This is a genomic window from Pseudomonas donghuensis, from assembly GCF_000259195.1.
Taxonomy (GTDB): domain Bacteria; phylum Pseudomonadota; class Gammaproteobacteria; order Pseudomonadales; family Pseudomonadaceae; genus Aquipseudomonas; species Aquipseudomonas donghuensis.
This window is the reverse complement of sequence record NZ_AJJP01000170.1, coordinates 47697-69004: the sequence shown is the minus strand read 5'-3', so window position 1 is coordinate 69004 and position 21308 is coordinate 47697. Positions and strand designations below refer to the sequence as shown.

Annotated in this window: 18 protein-coding genes; 8 read left to right on the top strand and 10 right to left on the bottom strand. The window is 65.6% G+C overall.

Annotated elements, in window-relative coordinates; all coding sequences use genetic code 11:
• A partial coding sequence (locus UW3_RS30150; protein ID WP_010220286.1) for a phosphoribosylformylglycinamidine synthase subunit PurQ occupies positions 1–172 on the top strand: 172 nt, incomplete at its 5' end.
• A 2-nt stretch (positions 173–174) separates the two neighbouring features.
• A complete protein-coding gene (locus UW3_RS0101005; protein WP_010220285.1) occupies positions 175–486 on the top strand; it encodes a YqfO family protein in 312 nt (103 codons plus the stop codon).
• 76 nt (positions 487–562) lie between these two features.
• On the opposite strand, the gene UW3_RS0101000 is transcribed toward UW3_RS0101005, so the two are convergent.
• The 9 genes from UW3_RS0101000 to tatA form a co-directional block, all read right to left on the bottom strand.
• Positions 563–2587, bottom strand: coding sequence for an HET-C-related protein (locus UW3_RS0101000; RefSeq protein ID WP_010220284.1), 2025 nt, complete (start codon positions 2585–2587; stop codon positions 563–565).
• A 191-nt stretch (positions 2588–2778) separates the two neighbouring features.
• Entirely contained in the window at positions 2779–4446 is a 1668-nt protein-coding gene (nagE, locus tag UW3_RS0100995) for an N-acetylglucosamine-specific PTS transporter subunit IIBC (protein ID WP_010220283.1), read from the bottom strand.
• 12 nt (positions 4447–4458) lie between these two features.
• Positions 4459–6999, bottom strand: a complete 2541-nt coding sequence (ptsP, locus tag UW3_RS0100990) for a phosphoenolpyruvate--protein phosphotransferase (RefSeq protein WP_010220282.1) — start codon at positions 6997–6999, stop codon at positions 4459–4461.
• 19 nt (positions 7000–7018) lie between these two features.
• Entirely contained in the window at positions 7019–8041 is a 1023-nt protein-coding gene (locus tag UW3_RS0100985) for an SIS domain-containing protein (protein ID WP_026001143.1), read from the bottom strand.
• Positions 8031–9128, bottom strand: a complete 1098-nt coding sequence (gene nagA, locus UW3_RS0100980; protein WP_010220280.1) for an N-acetylglucosamine-6-phosphate deacetylase — start codon at positions 9126–9128, stop codon at positions 8031–8033. The genes UW3_RS0100985 and nagA overlap by 11 nt, the downstream gene beginning before the upstream one ends.
• A 10-nt stretch (positions 9129–9138) precedes the next feature.
• The gene (locus UW3_RS0100975; RefSeq protein WP_010220279.1) at positions 9139–9870 is read right to left on the bottom strand and encodes a GntR family transcriptional regulator; all 732 of its coding nucleotides are present in this window, start codon (positions 9868–9870) and stop codon (positions 9139–9141) included.
• Between the two features lie 70 nt (positions 9871–9940).
• Positions 9941–10696, bottom strand: a complete 756-nt coding sequence (tatC, locus tag UW3_RS0100970) for a twin-arginine translocase subunit TatC (protein ID WP_010220278.1) — start codon at positions 10694–10696, stop codon at positions 9941–9943.
• Positions 10696–10974, bottom strand: coding sequence for a Sec-independent protein translocase protein TatB (gene tatB, locus UW3_RS0100965; RefSeq protein WP_010220277.1), 279 nt, complete (start codon positions 10972–10974; stop codon positions 10696–10698). Before tatB ends, tatC begins: the two co-directional genes overlap by 1 nt.
• Positions 10974–11198 carry a twin-arginine translocase TatA/TatE family subunit gene (tatA, locus tag UW3_RS26355; RefSeq protein WP_010220276.1) on the bottom strand — a complete coding sequence of 75 codons (225 nt, stop codon included), beginning with the start codon at positions 11196–11198 and terminating at the stop codon, positions 10974–10976. The genes tatB and tatA overlap by 1 nt, the downstream gene beginning before the upstream one ends.
• Positions 11199–11341: 143 nt before the next feature.
• Here tatA and gspK point away from each other — a divergent pair, with 143 nt between their 5' ends.
• Entirely contained in the window at positions 11342–12307 is a 966-nt protein-coding gene (gene gspK, locus UW3_RS0100955) for a type II secretion system minor pseudopilin GspK (protein ID WP_010220275.1), read from the top strand.
• Positions 12308–12346: 39 nt separating this feature from the next.
• On the opposite strand, the gene UW3_RS0100950 is transcribed toward gspK, so the two are convergent.
• Positions 12347–14395, bottom strand: a complete 2049-nt coding sequence (locus tag UW3_RS0100950) for a PhoX family protein (protein WP_010220274.1) — start codon at positions 14393–14395, stop codon at positions 12347–12349.
• Between the two features lie 236 nt (positions 14396–14631).
• On the opposite strand from UW3_RS0100950, the gene UW3_RS0100945 reads away from it, so the two are divergent.
• Genes UW3_RS0100945 through gspF form a run of 5 tightly spaced genes read left to right on the top strand, consistent with a single transcriptional unit; the run spans position 14632 to position 21301 of the window.
• Positions 14632–16263, top strand: a complete 1632-nt coding sequence (locus tag UW3_RS0100945) for a bifunctional UDP-sugar hydrolase/5'-nucleotidase (RefSeq protein WP_010220273.1) — start codon at positions 14632–14634, stop codon at positions 16261–16263.
• Positions 16260–16685 carry a pilus assembly protein PilZ gene (locus tag UW3_RS0100940; RefSeq protein WP_010220271.1) on the top strand — a complete coding sequence of 142 codons (426 nt, stop codon included), beginning with the start codon at positions 16260–16262 and terminating at the stop codon, positions 16683–16685. Before UW3_RS0100945 ends, UW3_RS0100940 begins: the two co-directional genes overlap by 4 nt.
• A gap of 3 nt (positions 16686–16688) precedes the next feature.
• Positions 16689–18641 (top strand): type II secretion system secretin GspD, encoded by a 1953-nt coding sequence (gspD, locus tag UW3_RS0100935; RefSeq protein WP_010220270.1) that lies wholly within the window; start codon positions 16689–16691, stop codon positions 18639–18641.
• Positions 18642–18646: 5 nt separating this feature from the next.
• Positions 18647–20095 carry a GspE/PulE family protein gene (locus tag UW3_RS0100930; protein WP_026001142.1) on the top strand — a complete coding sequence of 483 codons (1449 nt, stop codon included), beginning with the start codon at positions 18647–18649 and terminating at the stop codon, positions 20093–20095.
• Between the two features lie 3 nt (positions 20096–20098).
• Positions 20099–21301 carry a type II secretion system inner membrane protein GspF gene (gene gspF / locus UW3_RS0100925; protein WP_010220267.1) on the top strand — a complete coding sequence of 401 codons (1203 nt, stop codon included), beginning with the start codon at positions 20099–20101 and terminating at the stop codon, positions 21299–21301.
• Positions 21302–21308: the final 7 nt, after the last annotated feature.

Below are 21308 nucleotides of genomic sequence, written 5' to 3'. Positions count from 1 at the left end.
CTCGCCGCGCGGGATCACCGGCCTGACCAGCCGCGACGGTCGCGTCACCATCATGATGCCGCACCCTGAGCGGGTCTTCCGTGCCGTGCAGAACTCTTGGCGTCCGGATGACTGGAACGAAGACGCGGCGTGGATGCGCATGTTCCGCAACGCTCGGGCGTGGGTGAACTAAGGGTGTACAAGCTCGCCTTCTTCGTCCCGCCAAGCCATGTGGAGGTGGTCAAGGCCGCAGTGTTCGCCGCCGGCGGCGGGCGCATCGGCGACTATGACTGCTGCGCCTGGCAGGTGCTGGGCCAGGGCCAGTTCCGCCCGCTGGACGGCAGCCAGCCGTTTCTCGGGCAGGCCGGCCAGGTCGAGGTGGTGGAGGAGTGGAAGGTCGAACTGGTAGTGGCCGATGGGCTGGTTGGGCAGGTCGTCACTGCATTGAAGCAGAGCCACCCCTACGAGACCCCGGCGTACGAGGTCTGGCCGCTGGCTGACTTCTGAGGGCCTTGACGCCTCGCTGCTACAAAACGACAAGCCCCGGCAGCCTCCTGCCGGGGCTTGTCGTTTTTACAGGCGCTTATCTGAACAACCCACGGATGCGCTCCCAGACGCTGGTGTCGATGTCCGGGTGCTCATGCCCATGCGGCGTGTCGAACACGGAGGCTTTGCCGGCCCGCTTTATCTCTGCGCTGTGCTCGCTTGCCCATACGCTGACCAGTTCGTCCTGCCAGTCGCTGTCGTTGGGGTGGGTGAAGTAACTGCGTGCGACCTTTACCGGGTCGAGGAGCCGCCCGCCTTCCCAGTGCTTGTACATGGCAAGGCCCACGTTCCGTACCGCAACGCGCGCCATCAGACTGGCCAGGGTGTGCAAGGGGTGGACGTCGTGGTCCTTGGCGAGCTGGGAATGGGTCGGGTTGGTCGAACCGGATGTATTGGGGTTGTCTTTACGCAGGGTTTGCAGGTCGTCGACGGTGTTGCCGATCAGGTTGAGGACGGCCTGGTAGCCCATCTTCATCAGGTCCTGCGTATGGCGAATGGGCGAGCTGCTGATCCAGGAGACCCGCCTCAGCCCATTGAACCCGGGAATGTCCGCCAGGGCGTCGCGCACTTCCAGAGACGTCTGCAGATACGCCTGCCACTTCGGGTCGGGATGGTCGCGTAGCAGGATCAGCAGGGCGAGCTCCGAGTCCGCGCGCTGCCCGGGTGTGATGCTCTCGAAACTGCCGGAAGTCTTGAACAACACCTTCGCCATCGGCTCGGCCAGGCTGGCGATCACGTCGGTGCCGGCGAACATGCCCGTGACGACGGGCCAAGCGTGCCTGCAATCGGTTTTCCCGGTCCATGGCAACACCGCCTTGTGCCCCTGTTTGCGCAGGCTGAGTTCGGCGTAGTTGGAGTGAGCGAAGTAATCCTCCAGCACGTGCAGGGCCGCGCCAAACTCGCGCAGGCCTTTGGGGGTGGGGCCCGTTGCCATGGCATCGCGCAGGCGCTCGCACATGTAGTCGACCGAGGTGAAGATGTGGCGCTTCATGGAGGTTTTCGGGTCGACCTGAAGCAGCGGGTCGTCGTGGGCGACCGGCGCTTCGAAATCCGGGTCGATGGTGCGTGGGTCGAAGGTCGATGCGCTAGGGTTGTAGGGGTTGTCGATGTGTTCGCTCGGCCGATACACCCCAAGCATCTGCGGGGTGACCACATAGTGGCTGCGCTCCTGCGGTGTGCCTTGCAGGCTGGGGAAGGTCTTCAGCGCCAGCAGGTCGACGAGCTGTGTCAGGACCTCCCTTGAAAACTTGGCGGGGAAGTCTTTCGGCGCGTCGGGTGCGCGGACCAGCTTGGGGTCGAGCAACTGCGAATAGTCGCGCAACCAGTTGCCAAAATAGATCGCCTTGCGTTGCTGTTCGTTGAAGCCTGCGTACTTGAGATCCTCCTCGATCGACCCGTGGCCCCAGGACCGCTCGGGATGCCGCTTGTCACCGCCCCCCGCAGAAAAGCCTTCGTGGCGGGCGTTGTGGCTATCGGCGCGTTGGGCATCCTCGCCCTGGCTCAGGCGGATGAAGCGTCGTAGCGCAGGGTGGTCCACCTGCAAGTGGGTATCTCGAACACCCGCGCACAGGCTGGCGACTGTCAGCTTGCCCGGCTCGAGGGGCGCGACGTTGCAGAACAGGTAGGCAAAGCGGGCACCCTCTTCGCCCTGGGCGTCTTCGGCGACGCTGGCACGGCCATCGGCCAGGCGAGGTGCGAAGTCCTGGCGCAGGACGTTGTCCAGGTGGTGGCCGAACTCGTGCAGCAGGATGGTGGCCAGCTCGCAGGCGGCCTGCGGTTGTCGCAGCGCGTTCTCGATCACCTCGGGGTGTAGGTGGATGATGCGGGTGGCATTGTCGTAGCTGGCTTTGCCTAACGCCTGTGGGCCGATCTGGTGGTCAGGGCTGGCCAGCGCGCCGTCGCGCAGTGCGTCGTGCAATCTTTGGTAGCAGGTCTCTGGCAGGTCGTCTCCGAATACCGGGGCGAGCATCGAGCGCAAGGCTTGCGGTGAAAGCGACTCGGCAATTTCGGTCAGTCGATCCAGCGCGAAGGTGGTTGTCAGGGTCGCGGATGAAGAGGTCATGGCGGGGGCTCATCAAGGATGGAGCCCCCAGCATGCTAGCGCTCACGCTCCTGTTGGAGCGGGCAACGCCTCCCGCTGGGGCTGTCAGATTTTGTGTGGGTGGGCCGATAACGGCCTGCCATCCCGGTCTCGGGGAATACCCAGCCGCAGCGGGCCGTCACCGGTTAGCACCGTCTTGCCCCGCGATGCTTTCAGCCCTGCAACGCCTGGCTCAAGGCAGCAGCACGCTTGCCCAGCAGCAAATGCCAGGTCCCGTCCGCCAGCGGACTGACCCCCTGGCACCCCAACGCCAGCAGGCGCTCGCGCACCACCTTGCGCGCATCCTTGAGCTCGACCCGCACCCGGGTCAGAGCCACGCAATCCACTTTCAACAAGTTGTCCTTGCCACCCAATGCACTCAGCCAGTCTTCAGCAGCCATGCTTTCGCTCGTCTCGGCTTTCACCTGCGGTTGCTCGACGACATTCGCCAGGGCATGGGGCAACTGGTTGCGGATCTCGTCGGCAATGGTGTCGGCCAGCGGCCCGACCACTACCTGCAGGCTGCCACCTGAACCCGGACGCACCACGGCCATGGCGCCGAGGGTTTTCAGCACGCCGTCCTGAGCCAGGCCACGGTCCTTGAGCAGCAGGCGCAGGCGCGTGGTGCAGGCGTCCACCGACAGCAGGTTGCCGGCACCGCCGAGGGCATCGATGTAGCGTGTGCCGCGTGGTGCGCTAGCGTCCTGGACTGGAGCTTCTTCGCTGGGCTGGTCTTCGCGGCCCGGGGTTTTCAGGTTGAAGTGGCGGATACAGAAGTCGAAAACGAAGTAGTACACCAGCGCATACAAAAGCCCTACCGGGAGCACCATCCAGCCGTTGGTCGAGCGACCCCAGCCCAGGGCCATGTCGATGGCGCCACCGGAGAAGGTAAAACCCAGGCGGATGTTGAGCAGGTCGCACAGGGCCATGGCCAGGCCGGTGAGCACGGCATGAATCAGGAACAGCAACGGCGCGAGGAACATGAAGGCGAATTCGATCGGCTCGGTAACGCCGGTCAGGGCCGAGGTCAGGGCCATCGACAGGAGGATGCCGCCAATCAGTTTGCGCCGCCCCGGCAGGGCATGACGGTACATGGCCAGGCAAGCGGCAGGGAGGCCGAAGATCATCATCGGGAACATCCCGGCCATGAACTGCCCGGCTTGCGGATCGCCGGCGAAGTAGCGGGTCAGGTCACCGGTTACAACCAAGCCGTTGGCGCCCTGGAAGCTGCCGAACACGAACCACACCAGGTTGTTGAGGATATGGTGCAGGCCAGTGACGATCAGCAGGCGGTTGAGCACGCCGAAGAAGAACGCGCCGATGCTGCCGCTGTCGAGCATCAGCTTGCCCAGGCTATTGATGCCATCCTGCACATGCGGCCAGATCAAACCGAACAGCAGGCCCAGGCCCACCGCCGACAAGCCGGTGGCAATCGGCACGAAACGCCGGCCACCGAAGAAGGCCAGGTACTCGGGCAGTTTGATGTCCTTGAAACGGTTGTACAGCGCACCACCCAGCAGTCCTACGATAATCCCGGCGAGCATGCCCATGTCGATGTGCGGGTCGATGACCTTGAGGGTCGAGACCAGTACCAGGTAACCGATGGCTCCGGCCAGGCCCGCCGTACCGTTGTTGTCGCGGGCAAAGCCGACGGCGATGCCGATGGCGAAAATCAGCGCCAGGTTGGCGAAGATCGCGTTGCCGGCATCGTGGATCAGGGCGATGTTCAACAGGTCGGTATCGCCCAGGCGCAGTAGCAGGCCGGCAATCGGCAGGATGGCGATGGGCAACATGAGGGCGCGGCCGAGCCGTTGCAGGCCCTGGATGAAGTGCTGGTACATGGTGCTCTCCGGTTATTGTTCTGTGCTGAGTGGGGAGTGGCGGTGGTGTAGCGGGCGTGCGGCGAAATCGCGGCAGGCCTGGCGCACGGCGCGGGCGCTGGACAGGCCCAGCAGCTGCTGGCTGAAGGTGCGGCATTCGCTGCTGTCGAGCTGGCGCACGCGCTCCTTGATCTCGCCGACCTGCGGGGCGCTGACCGACAGCTCGCTGACCCCGAGGCCAACCAGCACTGCGGTGGCCAGCGGCTCGGAGGCCAGGGCGCCGCACACCCCGACCCAGCGGCCATGGCGGGCGGCGCCCTGGCAGGTCAGGTCAATCAGGCGCAGCAGCGCCGGGTGCAGGGCGTCGACGCGGGCGGCCAGGCCCGCGTGGTCACGGTCCATGGCCAGGGTGTATTGGGACAGGTCGTTGGTGCCGATCGAGAAAAAATCGGCGTGTTCGGCCAGGCGCTCGGCGAGCAGGGCGGCGGCCGGAACTTCGATCATCACCCCAAGTTCGGCGCGCTGGTTGATGCCCAGTTCGCTGGTCAGGTGGTCCAGGCGCTGGCGGATTTCCAGCAGCTCATCGACCTCGCTGACCATCGGCAGCATGATCCGGCAGCGGCGCTGCGGGCTGACCTGCAGCAGGGCACGCAATTGCAGGTCGAGCAGTTCGGGGCGCACTTGGCCCAGGCGAATGCCGCGCAGACCGAGCACTGGGTTGGTTTCGTGGGGCAGGGGCAAGTAGTCCAGTTGCTTGTCGCCGCCGACATCGATGGTACGGATGATTACCGGACGATCGCCCATGGCATCCAGCACGGCCTGATAGGCGCCGCGCTGCTCTTGTTCATCCGGGGCGGTGTGACGGTCGACGAAGAGGAACTCGGTGCGTAACAGGCCGACGCCGTCAGCGCCCAGGCTCAGGGCCTGGGCAGCTTCGGCCGCCGAGGCGACATTGGCGGCGACTTCGATCAGGCGCCCGTCACGGGTCTGGGCGCTGCCCTGGGCGGCGGCTTGTTGCTGTTGGCGGCGTTGCTGCTGGTGCTGGCGAAGCTGCGCGACTTCGGCCAGGCGTTCGGCATCCGGTGCGGTTTCCAGTCGGGCCTGCTCGCCGTCCACCACCAGAACCTGGCCGGCTTGCAGGTTCAGCAGCTCCGGGCCCAGGGCAACCAGGCACGGCAGGCCACGGGCGCGGGCGAGGATGGCAACGTGCGAAGTGGCGCCCCCGGCGACCATGCACAGCCCGGCTACCGCGTGCTTGTCGAGCAGCAGCAGGTCCGAGGGCGTCAGTTCATGGGCGACGACAATCGCCGAGGGTGGCAACTCGAGCTCGCGGGTTTCGCCGAGCAGGGCGCGCAATACCCGTTGCTGCAAATCCTGCAGGTCGTTGGCGCGCTCGGCCAGCAGCGGCTTGTCGAGTGCCTTGAGGATTGCGCACTGGGCGTCGATGGCCTGGCTCCAGGCGTGGCTGGCAGCGCTGCCCTGGTCGATGCACTGGCGCGCAGCGTCGATCAGCGACGGATCGTCGAGCAGTGCCAGGTGCGCTTCGAAGATGGCCGCGGCATCGCCCTGTTGCAGGTGCTGCAGGTCAGCTTCAATGGCGGCCTTGACGCTGGCTAGCGCGGCGTTCAGGGCTTGATGCTGCGGGCCGGGTTGATGGCCGCCGGAGTCGTGCGGCAGGCGAATGGCATCCAGGCGCGCCAACGGACCGCTGGCCAGGCCAGGTGATGCGCATACACCATTGAGAATGCCGGGCTCCAGGTTGGCGACGGGTTTGGCCTGGACGCTGACGGCAGGGCCGGCATGCTGTTCACCGACGGTCGCTGTGGCGACTGCCGCCAACAAGGCGTGCAAGGCTGGCGTACTGTCGGCACCGCTGCAGACGATTTCGATTTCATCCTGCTCACCCACCCCCAGTCCCATGATCGCCACCAGGCTGTTGAGCGCGGCGACCTGGCCGTTGAAGTGCAGTTCGGCGTGGCTGGCGAAACCTTGGGCGGTCTGGCGCAGTAATGCTGCAGGGCGCGCATGCAGGCCGCCGTGATGGGCTACCTTGGTGCTACCGCGCACTGTCTCACCTGCGCTGGCAGCTTTGACTGCGCCGATGCCAGCGTTGGGAATGACATCCAGCAATGGCGCACCCAGGGCCACCGAACGGATCGTGCGCGGCAGCAATCGGTATTCGCTGCTATTGCTCAGGATTATGACGGTGATCAGGCTGGTGCAGTGTTGTGCGACCAGGTCCAGGTCAAAACGAATCAGCGGCTGAGCCCGTTCGACGCGCTCGCCATTGGCCACCAGCGCTTCGAAGCCGCGGCCCTGCAACTGCACGGTATCAAGGCCGATGTGCATAAGGATCTCGGCGCCGTTGTCGGCACGTAGGGTCAGCGCGTGCAGGGTTTTCGCCAGGTGGATGACGGTGCCGGCGCAGGGGGCCTGCAAGCAGTCGTTGAGCGGGTCGATGGCGATGCCGTTGCCCAGGGTGCCGCCAGCGAACACCGGGTCGGGCACCTGGTCCAGTGGCAGCAGCGGGCCTTCGAGGGGGGCATGGAGGGTGATGTTCTTGTTGTCGGGCATGCGCAAGGTCCTCGGTGCCTCAGTGAGTTCGGGTCACTTTGCTCAAGTGACGGGGCTGATCCGGGTCCATGCCACGTGCCTCGGCCAGGCCTGCAGCCATGACATAGAAGCTCTGGATCGCCAGCAACGGATCAAGGCCCGGGTGGGCGGCGCTGCTCAAGGTCAGGTTGCGCTGGGGGACGTCCGCCGGCGCCGCCAGCAGCACCGTGGCGCCGCGCTGGCGCATGTCTTCGGCCAGTTGCAACAGGCCCGCCTGCTCCACGCCACGAGGCGCCAATACCAGCAACGGGTAATGGGCATCGATCAGTGCCATCGGGCCGTGACGCACCTCGGCGCTGCTGAAGGCTTCGGCCTGGATTGCCGAGGTTTCCTTGAACTTGAGCGCTGCTTCCTGGGCGACGGCAAACCCGGCGCCCCGGCCGATGACCATCAGCCGCTGGCAATCGCGCAGTTGCTCGATGGCCAGGCTCCAGTCCTGTTCTGCCGCTTCACGCAGTTGCCCGGGCAGGGCGAGGCCGGCTTCGAGCAGCGCCGGGTCTTGCTGCCAGTGGGCGATCAGACGGGCGCTGGCGCTGAGGGTGGCGATAAAGCTCTTGGTCGCGGCAACGCTCAACTCGGGGCCGGCACACAGCGGCAGGTGGTACTGGCAGGCATGCTCTAGTGGTGAGTCCTCGGCGTTAACCAGCGCCAGGGTGGTGGCGCCGCGTTCGCGCAGGGTGCGCAGGCTGTTGACCAGGTCCGGGCTCTGGCCCGACTGGGAGAAGCCCAGGGCCACTTGGCCGCGCACCTGCAGGGGCGAGTTCTGTAGGGTCACCACCGACATCGGCAGCGAGGCCACCGGCAGGCCAAGCTGCTGCATGGTCAGGTAGGCAAAGTAACTGGCGGCGTGGTCCGAGCTGCCACGGGCGACCGTCAGGGCTACCTGCGGCGCGAGGCTACGCAGCTGTTCGGCGACGCTGGCAATACGCGCGTCGCAGCGCTGCAACTGGGTCTGCACAACGGTGGCAGAGGCCAGGGCTTCGGCAAGCATCTTAGAGCTCAAGGTGTTCTCCTTCGACCATTACGCCGATCAGGTTGAGGTTGCGATCCAGGGTCACGGCGTCGGCCCAGCTACCGGGCTGCAGGCGCCCGCGCGCTTGCAGGCCGAGGTAGTCGGCGGGAAACTGCGACAGGCGCTGGGAGGCTTCGGCCAGGGGCAGGCCGATCTTCACCAGGTTGCGCAGGGCCTGGTCCATGGTCAGGGTGCTGCCGGCCAGGGTGCCGTCGGGCAAGCGCACGCCGCCCAGGCATTTGGTCACGGTGTGGCTGCCAAGCTTGTACTCGCCATCGGGCATGCCCGCGGCGGCGGTGGAGTCGGTTACGCAGTACAGGCAGGGGATCGAGCGCAGGGCCACACGGATGGCGCCGGGGTGCACATGCAGCAGGTCGGGAATCAGCTCGGCAAAGCGTGCGTGAGCCAGGGCTGCGCCGACGATGCCCGGTTCGCGGTGGTGCAGCGGGCTCATGGCGTTATACAGGTGGGTAAAACTGGTGGCGCCGGCTTCCAGGGCCGCCACGCCTTCTTCGTAGCTGCCCAGGGTGTGGCCGATCTGCAGGCGCACGCCGCGTTCGCTCAAGGTGCGGATCAACGGCAGGTGGCCGGCGACTTCCGGGGCGATGGTGATGACCTTGATCGGAGCCAGGGCCATATAGGCGTCGACCTCTTCGAGCAGCCCCAGGTGAGCGAAGTTCGGCTGCGCGCCGAGTTTGCCGGGGTTGATGTACGGGCCTTCCAGATGCACGCCGAGGACCCGGGCGCCGTCGCTGCGCGGCTGGCGAACGTACTCACCGAGGGCCGCGAGCACCTGGGTCAGCTCTTCCTTCGGCGCGGTCATGGTGGTGGCCAGCAACGACGTGGTGCCGAAGCGCACGTGGGTACGGGCGATGGTGGCGAACGCCGCGGCGCCTTCCATGATGTCGCTGCCACCGCCGCCGTGCACGTGCAAGTCGATGAAACCCGGCAGCAGGTAGGGCAGATCGTTGCTCAGCGGGTCGCACGGCTGGCCGTCGATGGCGGCGACGCGGCCGTCACGCAGCAACAGGCGTCCGCGTACCCAGCCCGTCGGGGTGAGTATGTTGTGTTCGCTCATGGGGGCTCCGCTAGCGTCGCAGCTCGGCGACAAAGTCGTAGTAGTCGTCCCGGCAGTAGGTGTCGGTCAGTTCGATGGGGGTGTTGTCGTCGAGGTAGCCGACCCGGGTCATCAGCAGCATGGCGGTGCCGGGCTCGATGCCGACCCGCGCCGCCAGCTCGGCGCTGGCATTGATCGCGCGAATGTGTTGCAGGGCGCGCACCACCGGCTTGCCGATCTGGTCGAGGTACTGGTACAGCGAATCGCCGATAGCTTCCGGGTTGCCCAGCAAGTGCGCGGGCAGGGTGCTGTATTCGACGGCCATGACGATGTCATCGGCCTTGCGCAGGCGCTTGAGGTGTACCACCTGTTCGTTGGGCGACAGGCCCAGGCGCACCAGCTCATCGGCCGACGGCGCGTCGACGCTGCGCTCCAGCCACTGCGAGCTTGGGGTAAAGCCCTTCAGGCGGAGCATTTCGCTGAAGCTCGACAGGCGTGAGAGCGGTTGTTCCAGGCGCGGGGTGATGAACGTACCAGAGCCCTGGATGCGGCGGATCAAGCCTTGTTCGAGCAGCACTTCCAGGGCCTTGCGCGCGGTAACCCGGGAGATGTCCAGGGCTTCGCTGAGGCTTCTTTCCGAAGGCAGGGCCTGTTCGGCTTTCCACTGCCCGGCGTGGATGGCCTGTTCCAGATTGCGCGCCAACTGAAGGTAAAGCGGGGTGGCCAGGGTGTCGTCGGGGCGCAGGGCGGTCAACGGAGGCATGGCGGTGGCTTCAGGTGGCGAGTGGTATTAAAAATTTAATACCACTTTAATACCACGTCAATACCACTTGTCAGTTGTTGCAGGCGATTTCCTGGTTGCCCTTGCGCTCGACCGCAGCACAGGCCAGTAATCCGACTTCAAACAATATCCACATCGGCACCGCCAATAGGGTTTGCGAGAACACATCCGGCGGGGTCAGCAGCATGCCAACCACGAAACAACCGACGATCACATAGGGGCGGCTTTTGCGCAGGGTGCCGACGTCGGTGACCCCGGCCCAGACGATGATAAAAGTCGCCACCGGGATTTCGAACGCCAGGCCGAAGGCCAGGAACAGGGTGAGGATGAAGTCCAGGTACAGGCCGATGTCGGTCATCATCGCCACGCCATCCGGGGTGACGCTGGCAAAGAAGCCGAACATCATCGGGAAGACCACGAAGAAGGCGAAGGCCATGCCCGAGTAGAACAGCACGATGCTCGACACCAGCAACGGCAGGGCGATGCGCCGTTCCTGGCGGTACATCGCCGGGGCAATGAAGCTCCAGGCCTGGTGCAACAGCACCGGCATGGCCACGAACAGCGCCGCCATCAGAGTCAGTTTGAACGGCGCCAGGAACGGCGAGGTGACGCTGGTGGCGATCATGCTCGCGCCTTCGGGCAGGTAATGGCGCAGCGGTTCCGAGACCTGGGTATACAGGGTCTGGGCAAACGGGAACAGGCCGAGGAATACCACGGCGATGGCCAGCAGGCAGCGCACCAGGCGCCTGCGCAGTTCGCGCAGGTGAGCGGTGAGCGGCATGCCCGGGTCTTGGCTTGCTGTGTTCATCAGGGGTTTCCGCTGGATGGGCTGTGGTCCGGCTGCAGGCTGACGCCGCGGCGCAGGTCCTGCTCAAGGCGCTGCAACGCCACGGCATCGAGTTCCTGGCTCAAGGCCTGGGTGTCCAGTTCGCGGTCGACCTGGGCCTTGATCGCGGCCATGGTGCGCTTGGCCTGGCCCAAGCCGCGGCCCAGGGTGCGCGCCGCCGTCGGCAGGCGCTCGGGGCCGAGCACCAGTAAAGCGACGATGCCCACCAGCAGCAGCTCGGTAAAACCGACTTCGAACATCAGCGCTGGCGTTCCGTGTGCTGCACGCTGTCGGCCTGCAGCGGCGCCTGGGGTTTGACCGGGCTTACGGCTTCGTCCGTGGCCGGGCCGTTGCCCATGGATTTGCGAAAACCCTGGATCGCATCACCGACGTCCGCACCCAGGCCCTTGAGGCGCTTGGTGCCGAACAGCATGAAGACGATCACCAAAACGATGAGCAACTGCCAGATCCCGATACCACCCATGAAAAACGCTCCAAGCTCATGAAAAAGAAGGCCTTATCCTGCCTGCGCTTTGTGACGCAAAAGTGACGTGCAGATGTATTTGCCATGTGCCTGCAACATCCGTTGTGTTGACTGACGGCTCATTGGTTCGGGATGTGCAGTTCATGAGTGCGAAGCGGCAACAAGGGGCGGCGCTGTTGATGGTGCTGGTGGTGCTGGCGATGCTCGCAGGCGGCCTGACCTGGCTGGTGCAGGACGGCCGTCAGCAGATCGACAGCGTGCGCCTGGTGCAGCAACGGGTGCAGGCCAGGGCCATGGAAACCGCCGGCCTGGCCTTTGCCGAGCAGGCGCTGAAAGACCCGGCCTGGCGCGCCAGCCCGCTGTTCTGGCAAGCGCTGCGCGGGCAGCCGTTGTCTTATGCCTTTGCCGGCGGTTCGGCGGCCTTGCGCATCCGCGACCTGCACAGCTGCTTCAACGTCAACGCGCTGATTGGCGAAGAGAGCGAACGTGCCGCGCGGCAATTGCGCTACCTGCTTGGCGATGACATGGCCGCGCAACGCTTGACCGATGCCCTGGCCGACTGGATCGACAGCGACGGGCAAGCCCGACTCAGCGGCGCCGAGAGCGACCAGTACCTGCGCCAGTCACCTGCGCGCCTGGCGGCCAACCAGATGATGGTCGACATGAGTGAACTGAACCTTTTGCTTGAGCCCGATGCCAGCCGGCAGCAACGCTATCCGCAGTTGTGCGTCTTGCCTCAGACCAGCGGCTGGCGCCTTAACGCCAATGCCTTGAGTCTGGAGCAGTTGCCATTGCTTGAAGCGCTGTACGAAGGCGAGGTGTCGCGTTCGCTGCTGACCCGGATTATCACTGGCCGGCCTGCTGGCGGTTATCACGATGCAGGGGCGTTGCGCCAGGCACTGGGGGCGATGGACGACGCAACATTCGCGCGGTTGAGCGAAGGCTTGTTGCTTAACAGCGGTGACTTTGCCTTGCAACTGGAGTTCGAACAGGACGGGCAGAAGATGCGCAGCGAGTTTCAGCTGCGGGCACGAGGGATCGTGCAATGGCACGCGCTGGTGCCGGCCCAGCAGGTGCAGGTGATCAGCCGTACAGCGCAGCCTTGGTAAGGGCTGCGCTGCGCTGCGCTTAGGTTACCCGCTCTGGAGTTACACGCCGATCTCACCGCCATCGGCACGCTGGATCACCACGGTCGATGCCCGTGGGCGCACCTTGGTGCCGGCCGGGGTAACGGTGGTGGCAACATCGGTGGACGGCCAGTTGTCCGGGTGCTGGATGTTGACGAAGATCGACTTGTTGTCCGGCGTGAAGGCAATGCCGGTGACTTCGCAGCCGTTGGGGCCGACGAAGAAGCGACGCAGGTCGACCTGGTTCTGGGCGTTGACCGGGACCTGCTTGCCAGCGGCATTCACCAGGTCGGTAGGGATCACCGCCAGCATCTGGTCGTTGGTGTAGTCGGTCAGGGTTTTTTCGCCGTTGTCGGTCTGGAACCAGAGGATGCCGCGGCTATCGAAACTCATGCCGTCGGGGCTGGCGAACTGGTTGAGTTCGGTCAGGCCCGAGCGGTTGATGTCGGCGGTACCGGCGGCGTTGGCACCAAACACGAAGATGTCCCAGGTGAAACTCAGGTGATTGTCGCTGTCGTGCCAGCGGATGATATGACCATGGCGGTTCGGCCCGCGCGGGTTGGCGGCATCGACCTTGGCGGCGGTGCGCGCGCTGTTGTTGGTCAGGGTCAGGTAGACGTCGCCATTGAGCGGGTTGACCGTGGTCCATTCCGGGCGGTCCATCGGCGTTGCGCCCAGCGCGTCGGCAGCGCCGCGGGTGTTGAGGATAATGCCCGGCAGGTCGCCGTAGATCGAACCCAGGGTCTTGCCGCTGCTGGTCGGGGTGTTGACGTCGAGCAGCAACCACACCCCTGAGCCGTCGGCATTGAAGCGGGCGACATACAGCTTGCCCTGGTCCATGTACTTGTTGCCGGTGGCCAGGCGGTCGGCCGGGGTGGCATCGGCCGCTTCCCACAGCGCGGTGGAGACGAACTTGTACAAATATTCGTTGTTCGAGTCGTCGCCCATGTACCAGACCAGCGGCTTGCCCACTACCGGCAGGCCCGGGCAGCAGCCTTCATGGCGGAAACGGCCGAGCGCCGTGCGTTTCACCGCCAGGGTGCTGGCGTTGTACGGGTCGATCTCGACAATGTAGCCGTAGGTGCTGGCCTCGTTACGGAAGTCGTCGGTGGCGCTGGCGCCGCTCGGGGTGACGTTGAAGCGGCTGAATTCGCCATCCACTTCGGTCGGATCGCCCGCCACGCTTTCCCACTTGTAGTTACCGGCCTTGGTGCTTACGCCGATGCGCTTCTGGTCGGCCGGCAGGGTGGTGCTGGTGTTGACGAAAATCCCCGGCCAGTTCTCTTCGCAGGTCAGGTAGGTGCCCCACGGGGTGTAGCCGTTGCCGCAGTTGTTGTTGGTGCCGCGGGCCTGGGTGCCGCTCTTCGAGAAGCGCGTCTTGACGTGGTCGCTGCCGCGCAGGGGGCCGGCGATGTTCATCACCGTGGCGGTAGTGAAGCGGCGGTTCAGTGGGTCATTGTCGACCACCTGCCAGCGGCCGCTGACTTTCTTCAGGCGGATCACCCCGGCGCCGTGGGCGTTGATCTCCTTGCGTACTTCCTCGACCGGACGCTTGCCGCTGCCGTCGCTGGTCGGGCCGTTGGGGTGCAGGGCGTCGGCGTCGATGTACTCGTGGTTGATCGCCAGCAGACCGTCTTCGGAGCTGCCGTTGATGGGGAAGAAATGCATGCCGTCATGGTGCATGCCCACCGAGTTGGCCTGGTCGGCGGCGGTGTTGCTGCCGTCGGCTTTCCACGGGTTGGCGCTGGTGTTCAGCGGTGTGCCCCAGGGCGCCAGGACATAGGCGGTGTAACCGGCGGCGACCACGCAGGCGTCAGTGCGCGAGCCGGGGATGGAGGTAAAGCCCAGTTTCAGTTTCGGCGGGGTTGGCGGCTCGACCACCGGATCGTCGTCATCCGAATCACTGCTGTCAAAGCAGCCCGTCAGGCCAGTCCCGGCAATCATCGCGATCGCGGCGCCCAGGCCACCGCGTACCACGCTGCGGCGGCTCAGGTAAGACTCCAGAACGCTGTCCATGGGCAGGTTGCCACTTGGGTTGCGGTTCAGGTTGTCGCCGGTGTCTCGACTCATCAGTTCAGTTCCTTTTGTTCAATGATGCGGCGTGAAAGAAACCGGGACTTTAGTGAGCAAGTGTGATGATTGATTGGCAGTTTTGTTAAAAGGCGTTGAAGAAATAAATCGTTACCACCTGATTTGCCTGAGGTTTTGCCTGGGCTGTCGATTAACTGCCATCAAACTGTAATCCAGGCGCCCCAATATCCCGGCCCGACAACCAACAAGCGCGAAGGCGACGGGACAGGCTGAACATGCACAGACGGGAAGTGTTGAACTGGATTGGCGTTGGCGCTGCGGCGCCGCTGCTCACGGCCTGTGCGGGTCTGGGCGGGACGTCGACCGGCAACGATGCTTGGCTGGATGTGCTGTATTTCGCCGACACCCTCGACGCCCGCCAGGCGGGCAAACCGGTGGTCCCGGCCACGCGCCTGGGGCCGGTGACCCACCTGGGCCAGGCACCCTGGATGACCGGCGCCAGCGCCCGCCAGGCGCGAGCCGAACTCAACCCGCTGCTCGATGCCAACCTGGCCGATGGCGTGCGCACCGGTGGCTATGCGGTGCTGGCGGCTGTGCTGGAGCAACTGCGCCAAACCGCCGGGGCCGGGAACTGCCTGACCCTGGAGAACGGCCAGGGCTGGAACGGCAGTGGCCTGGCCTACCTGACCCAGGGTGGCAGTGGTGTTGAAGGCAGCCAATTGCTGGCCAGCGACGTGCGCGTCAGCAGCGATGAGCGGGTGCTCTGGCCGCAGCGTTGCAGCGGGCTTTATCGGCAATATGGGCAGGCTGTGCTGGGCGCAGGTCTTGCCCCGGAGCAGTCCGCTGCGCTGGGTGTTACGCCGTTGACGGTCATTCGCCGTGGCGGGGTACGGGTTGCAGTGGTCGGCATCACCGACCCCTATGCCCAGGACCAGAAAGCCTCGCTCAAACAGTGGTACCAATCGCTGTTGCCGGCCTTCGAGCAGGCCCGCGGCCAAGCCGAACTGGTGATCGCCCTGGCCGATGTCGGCACCGGCCCGGGCTTGTGGCTGGCCGAGCGTTTGAGCGACGCCGACCTGTTGCTCTGCGCCCGTGGCCAGGACTTCTGGCCCGAACCGGTCAGCGTGCTGCAAGCCAGTGGCAAGCGGGTGCCAGTGCTGTTTGCCGGCAGCCGGGCCAGCGGCGCCTTTCAAGTCCGCTGCCAACGCGCTGGCGGGCAATGGCAGTTCAGCGCTCACTTTTACCCAGCTTTCGACAGCAGCCTGACGCCCACCGCCCAGGCCCGTGCGGCGCAGTTGCGTGGGCTGTTGGCGCAGCAACGCGCCGGTCACGCCGCCTGGCTCGATCAACCCCTGGCCCGGGCACCGCAGGCACTGTGGCGCCGCGATACGCGTGGCGGCAGTTGGGACCGCGTGCTGCATCAAGCGCTGTCGGCCGACAGCGACTACCCGGTGCTGTTGCCAGGCCTGCGTTACGACAGCCCTCTGGCCGCCGGCCAGGCCATCACTCGCGAACACCTGATCAGCCTGACCGGCAGCTACCCGGCGCCGGTGGTCGAAGCGCCCGCCCGGCAAGTCGAACAGGTATTGGAAAACGCCGCCGAGCAACTGTTTGGCGACCCGCTGTTACTCGACAACAGCCAGGACCTGCCGCGCTGGCTGGGCCAGCCCTGGCAGCTCAGCTACAGCCCGAGCGGCAAGCGCGTGTCCGGTTTCAGCGAAGTGCAAGGACAGTGCCGTACCTTCGGCCTGCAGTACGCCTCCAGCAGCGGCGAGCCACTGTGGCAACGGGTCGAAGCCTGGCTGTCGAAACAGCCAGCCGACTGGCAACTGCCGGCATTGCAATTGCCGCAGCTGCGCTATGTCCAGGGCCATCCCGGCTGGCATCCGCGTGAGTTGAACGCGTGATCAGCGTCTCGCGCCTGTTCAGCGGCGCACTGCTGACCCTGGCCGCCTGGCTCGCCGCCCAGTGCGTGCTGCAGCTCAGCCGGGCACCTGTGCCGGCAGTGGCCCAGGTACAGGACGCTACGCCATTGCCGGGCCTGATGCTCGGCCACTGGCAGGCCGAGGCCGACAGCGGCGGCGTGCCGCTGACCCGTTTACCGCTGCAGTACCTGGGCGGCCTCAGGGCCGTGCCGCTGAGCGCCACCGTGGTGGTGCTGCGTTACGGCCAGGCCACGCGCACCGTGCGCCGTGGCCAGCGCCTGGCCCCGGGCATCGTCCTTGAGAGCATCGACGACCAGGGCCTGATTTTCGACAACCAGGGGCGGCGCGAACGCCTGCCCTGGCCGCCACGGCCCGCCGTGACCGGCTTCAAGCGCCAAGGATGAATGATGATCGCAAGACTCTGCCTGGCCAGCGTGCTGAGCCTGGGCCTCAACCTGGCATGGGCTGAAGAACCGGTGGCGCTGGATGACAACGAGACGCCGTTGTACGAAGTCAATTTCGTCGACACCGAACTGAGCGAGTTCATCGACAGTGTTTCGCAGATCACCGGCACCACCTTCATCGTCGATCCGCGGGTCAAGGGCAAGGTCACTGTGCGCACCGTCGATCGTCACGACAGCGAAGCGATCTACGACATCTTCCTGGCCCAGCTGCGGGCCCAGGGTTTTGCCGCCGTCGACCTGCCCAACGGCAGCGTCAAGATCGTCCCCGACCAGGCTGCACGGCTTGAGCCGGTACCGGTGGAGCGCGCGGGCAAATCGGCGCAAGGCAGCGACGGTGTCGCCACCCGGGTGTTCAATGTGCGCAATGCCGCCAGCGAGCAACTGCTGGGGATTCTCAAGCCGCTGATCGATCCACGGGTTGGGGTGATCACTCCGTATCCGGCGGCCAACCTGTTGGTGATCACCGACTGGCGCAGCAACCTGGAGCGCATCGACAGCCTGTTGCTGCAGCTCGACCAGGTCAGTGACGAACCGATGCAGGTGATGCCGCTGCAACATGCCAGCGCCAACGACACCAGCAAGTTGATCAGCCAGTTGCTGGCCCGCGAGCAGGGCGCCGACAGCGCCCAGGTGGTGGCCGATCCGCGCAGCAATGCCTTGCTGGTGCGCGGCAGTGCCGACAGCCGTGAGCGGGTGCGGGCCTTGCTCGCGCAACTGGATCGCCCCGGCGATAACCTGCGCAGTTCCAACACCCAGGTGATCTACCTGCGCCACGCCAACGCCAGCGAAGTGGTCAAGGTGCTGCGTAGCCTCAGCCAGGACAGCCTGCCAGCCGGAACGGGCGAAGGTGGCAAGGATGACAAGGCGCCGCCGCCAGTGAGCAGCTCGGGTATCCGCCTGGAGTACGAAGAAGGTACCAACGCCGTGGTCATGGTCGGCCCCGACAGTGAGCTGGCGGCCTATCGCAACATCGTCGAGCAACTGGATGTGCGCCGGGCGCAGGTGGTGGTCGAGGCGATCATTGCCGAAGTCTCGGATTCACGCGCCGAAGAGCTGGGCGTGCAGTGGCTGTTCGCCGATGAGCACTTCGGCGCCGGCACGGTCAATTTCGGCACCGGCGGCGCGAGTATCGCCGCCATCGCGGGCGCCGCCGCAGCCAAGGACAATGCCGCACTGGGCAAGCTGCTGTCCGGGACCAACGGCCTGACCGCAGGCTTTGGCAACTTCGGCGGCGGCTTCAACTTCGCCGTGCTGGTCAACGCGCTGAAAAGCAAAAGCGGTTTCAACCTGCTGTCGACCCCCACCTTGCTGACCCTGGACAACGCCGAGGCATCGATCCTGGTCGGCCAGGAGGTGCCCTTCGTCACCGGCTCCGTGACCCAGGACAACACCAACCCCTACCAAACCATTGAGCGCAAGGAGGTCGGGGTCAAGCTGCGCATCAAGCCACAGATCAACATCGACAACACCGTGCGCCTGGATATTGTCCAGGAGGTCTCCTCGATTGCCGACAACGCCTCAGCCAGCGACGTGATTACCAACAAGCGCGAGATCAAGACCAAGGTCATGGTCGAGGACAACGGCCTGGTGATCCTCGGCGGCCTGATCAGTGACGAGGTCACGTCGAGCAAACAGAAGGTGCCGTTGCTCGGCGATATTCCCTGGCTGGGGCGGCTGTTCAGCTCCTCCGGGCACCAGGGCGTGAAACAGAACCTGATGGTGTTCATTCGCCCGCGGATCCTGCGTGACGGCCCGAGCCTGGCCAGCCTGAGCACCGAGAAGTACCGCAACCTGCAACAGGACACCGCCCTCAAGCTGCCGGCCATCAGTGACGACGGCAAGCTGTTGCAGGCCTTCCCGGCCAGCCGCCAGCGCCTGGACGAGGGTGTCTGGTGATGGAACTGTTGCCCTATCGCCTGGCCCGCCAGGCCGGCCTTGCCGTGGCGCCTTCGGCGACTGGCTGGAGCTTGTGGCTGCGCAGTGATGCCGATAGCGATCAATTGCAGGAACTGCTGCGCGTACAGGGCCAACCGGATCAGGTCTGCCACCTGGACAGCGCCAGTTTCGACAGTCAGCTGGGGCAGCTGTACCAGGCCGGCGAAGGCGCCACCGCAGCGCTGATCGAAGGCATCGGCGAGCAGGTCGACCTCGACGGCCTGATGAGCGAAATGCCGCGCATTGAAGACCTGCTCGAAAGCGATGACGAAGCGCCGGTAATCCGCCTGATCAATGGCCTGTTCGCCCAGGCCCTGCGCTTGCAGGCATCGGACATTCATATCGAGACCTTCGAGCAGAGCCTGGTGGTGCGCCTGCGCGTCGACGGTCATTTGCGCGAAGTGCTGCGCCCACCGCGAGCGCTGTCGGCGATGCTGGTGTCGCGGATCAAGGTCATGGCCCGGCTGGACATCGCCGAGAAGCGCCAGCCCCAGGATGGCCGTATCACCCTGCGCTCGGCTGGGCGTGAAGTGGACGTGCGGGTGTCGACCCTGCCGGGCATCCATGGCGAGCGGGTGGTGATGCGTGTGCTCGACAAGCAGGCCAGCTTGCTGGCGCTGGCCAACCTCGGTATGCCGCAGGCCGTGGAGCAGGGCTTGCGCGCTTGCCTGGCGCGGCCCAATGGCATCGTCCTGAGCACCGGGCCGACCGGCTCGGGTAAAACCACCACCCTCTACGCCAGCCTCAACAGCCTCAACGACGGCAGCCGCAATATCCTCACCGTCGAGGACCCGGTCGAATACGCCATTGCCGGTATCGGCCAGACCGCAATCAACCCGCGCGCCGGGCTGACCTTTGCCACCGGCCTGCGGGCGATCCTGCGCCAGGACCCGGACGTGATCATGCTCGGCGAGATCCGCGACCGCGAGACCGCGCAGATCGCCGTGCAGGCCAGCCTTACCGGCCACCTGGTACTTTCGACCCTGCACACCAACAGCGCCGTCGGCGCGGTGACGCGTCTGCGCGACATGGGCATCGAGCCGTTCCTGATTGCCTCGTGCCTGCGCGGGGTCATGGCCCAGCGTCTGGTCCGGCGTCTGTGCCCGTGTGCCCGAGCGCAGCCCTTACAGGCGGCCGAGCGGCAGCTGTGGCCGGAGCTGGCCGAGTTGAGTGAGACATTTCATGCCGTGGGCTGCGAGCAGTGCCAGGGCACGGGCTATCGTGGTCGGCTCGGCCTTTATGAATTCATCGAACTGGACGCCGGCTTGATCGCCTTGCTCTACGACGGCGCCAGCGAAGTGGCCATGCACGAACACCTGGCCGGGCGTCGGCAGAGCCTGGCCGGCATGGCCAGCGAGTGCCTGCGCCGCGGCGACACCAGCCTCGCCGAAGTGCTGCGCGCGGTGCAGGGCTGAGCCATGCCGACCTTTCGCTACCAGGCAGTGGACCTCAGCGGGCGGGCGCACAAGGCCAGTATCCAGGCCGACAGCGAGCGCCATGCCCGCCAGTTATTGCGTGAGCAGGGGCTGTTCACCCGGCAGTTGCAACGCCACGAAACCGGCAACGCCCAGCCGCGACGCCAGCGCGTCAACCGCGCCCAGTTGTGTGAACTGACCCGGCAACTGGCGACCCTGACCGGCGCCGGCATTCCCCTGGTGGATGCCCTGGCGACCCTGGAGCGGCAACTGGTGGAGCCGGCCTTGCGCAACGTGCTGGTAGCGGTGCGCGGTTCGCTCGCCGAAGGCCTTAGCCTGGCCCGCAGCCTGGCGCGCCAGGGGGGCTTGTTTTCCGGTTTGTATTGCGCGCTGGTCGAAGCTGGCGAGCGCTCCGGGCGCCTGGCCCAGGTGCTGGAACGGCTGGCCGAACACCTGGAGCAGGTCCAGCGCCAGCAGCACAAGGCACGTACGGCACTGATCTACCCCTGTGTGCTGATGGGCGTGTCGCTGGCGGTGGTGGTTGGCCTGATGACTTTCGTGGTGCCCAAGCTCACTGAACAGTTTGCCCACTCGGGGCAGAGCCTGCCGTGGATCACCTCGCTGCTGATCGGCATCAGCGACCTGCTGGTGCTGCTCGGCCCGTGGTTGCTGATCGGCGGGGCGCTGGCGGCCCTGCTCGGCGCCTGGCTGTTGCGCCGCCCGCACTGGCGTTTGCGCCGCGACGACCTGCTGCTGCGCCTGCCACGGATCGGCAACCTGCTGGCGGTGCTGGAGAGCGCGCGCCTGTCGCGCAGCCTGGCGATTCTGGCCGGCAGCGGCGTACCGTTGCTCGAAGCCCTGCAAGTGGCCACGGCCACGGTCAACAACCGGCGCATTCACCTGGCCCTGCAACGGGTCAGCACTGATGTGCAGGGCGGGGTCAGCCTGCACCGGGCGCTGGATGCCAGCGGCCACTTCCCGCCGTTGCTGCTGAACATGGTCGCCAGTGGCGAGGCCAGCGGCACGCTACCGGACATGCTCGAACGGGTCGCCGACAACCAGGAGCGCGGCTTCGCCCGCCAGGTGGACAGCGCCATGGCGCTGTTCGAACCGCTGATGATTTTGGTCATGGGCGCGGTGGTGTTGTTCATCGTCCTCGCCGTGCTGTTGCCGATCATGCAGCTCAACCAGGGACTGACACTTTGAAAAGGAG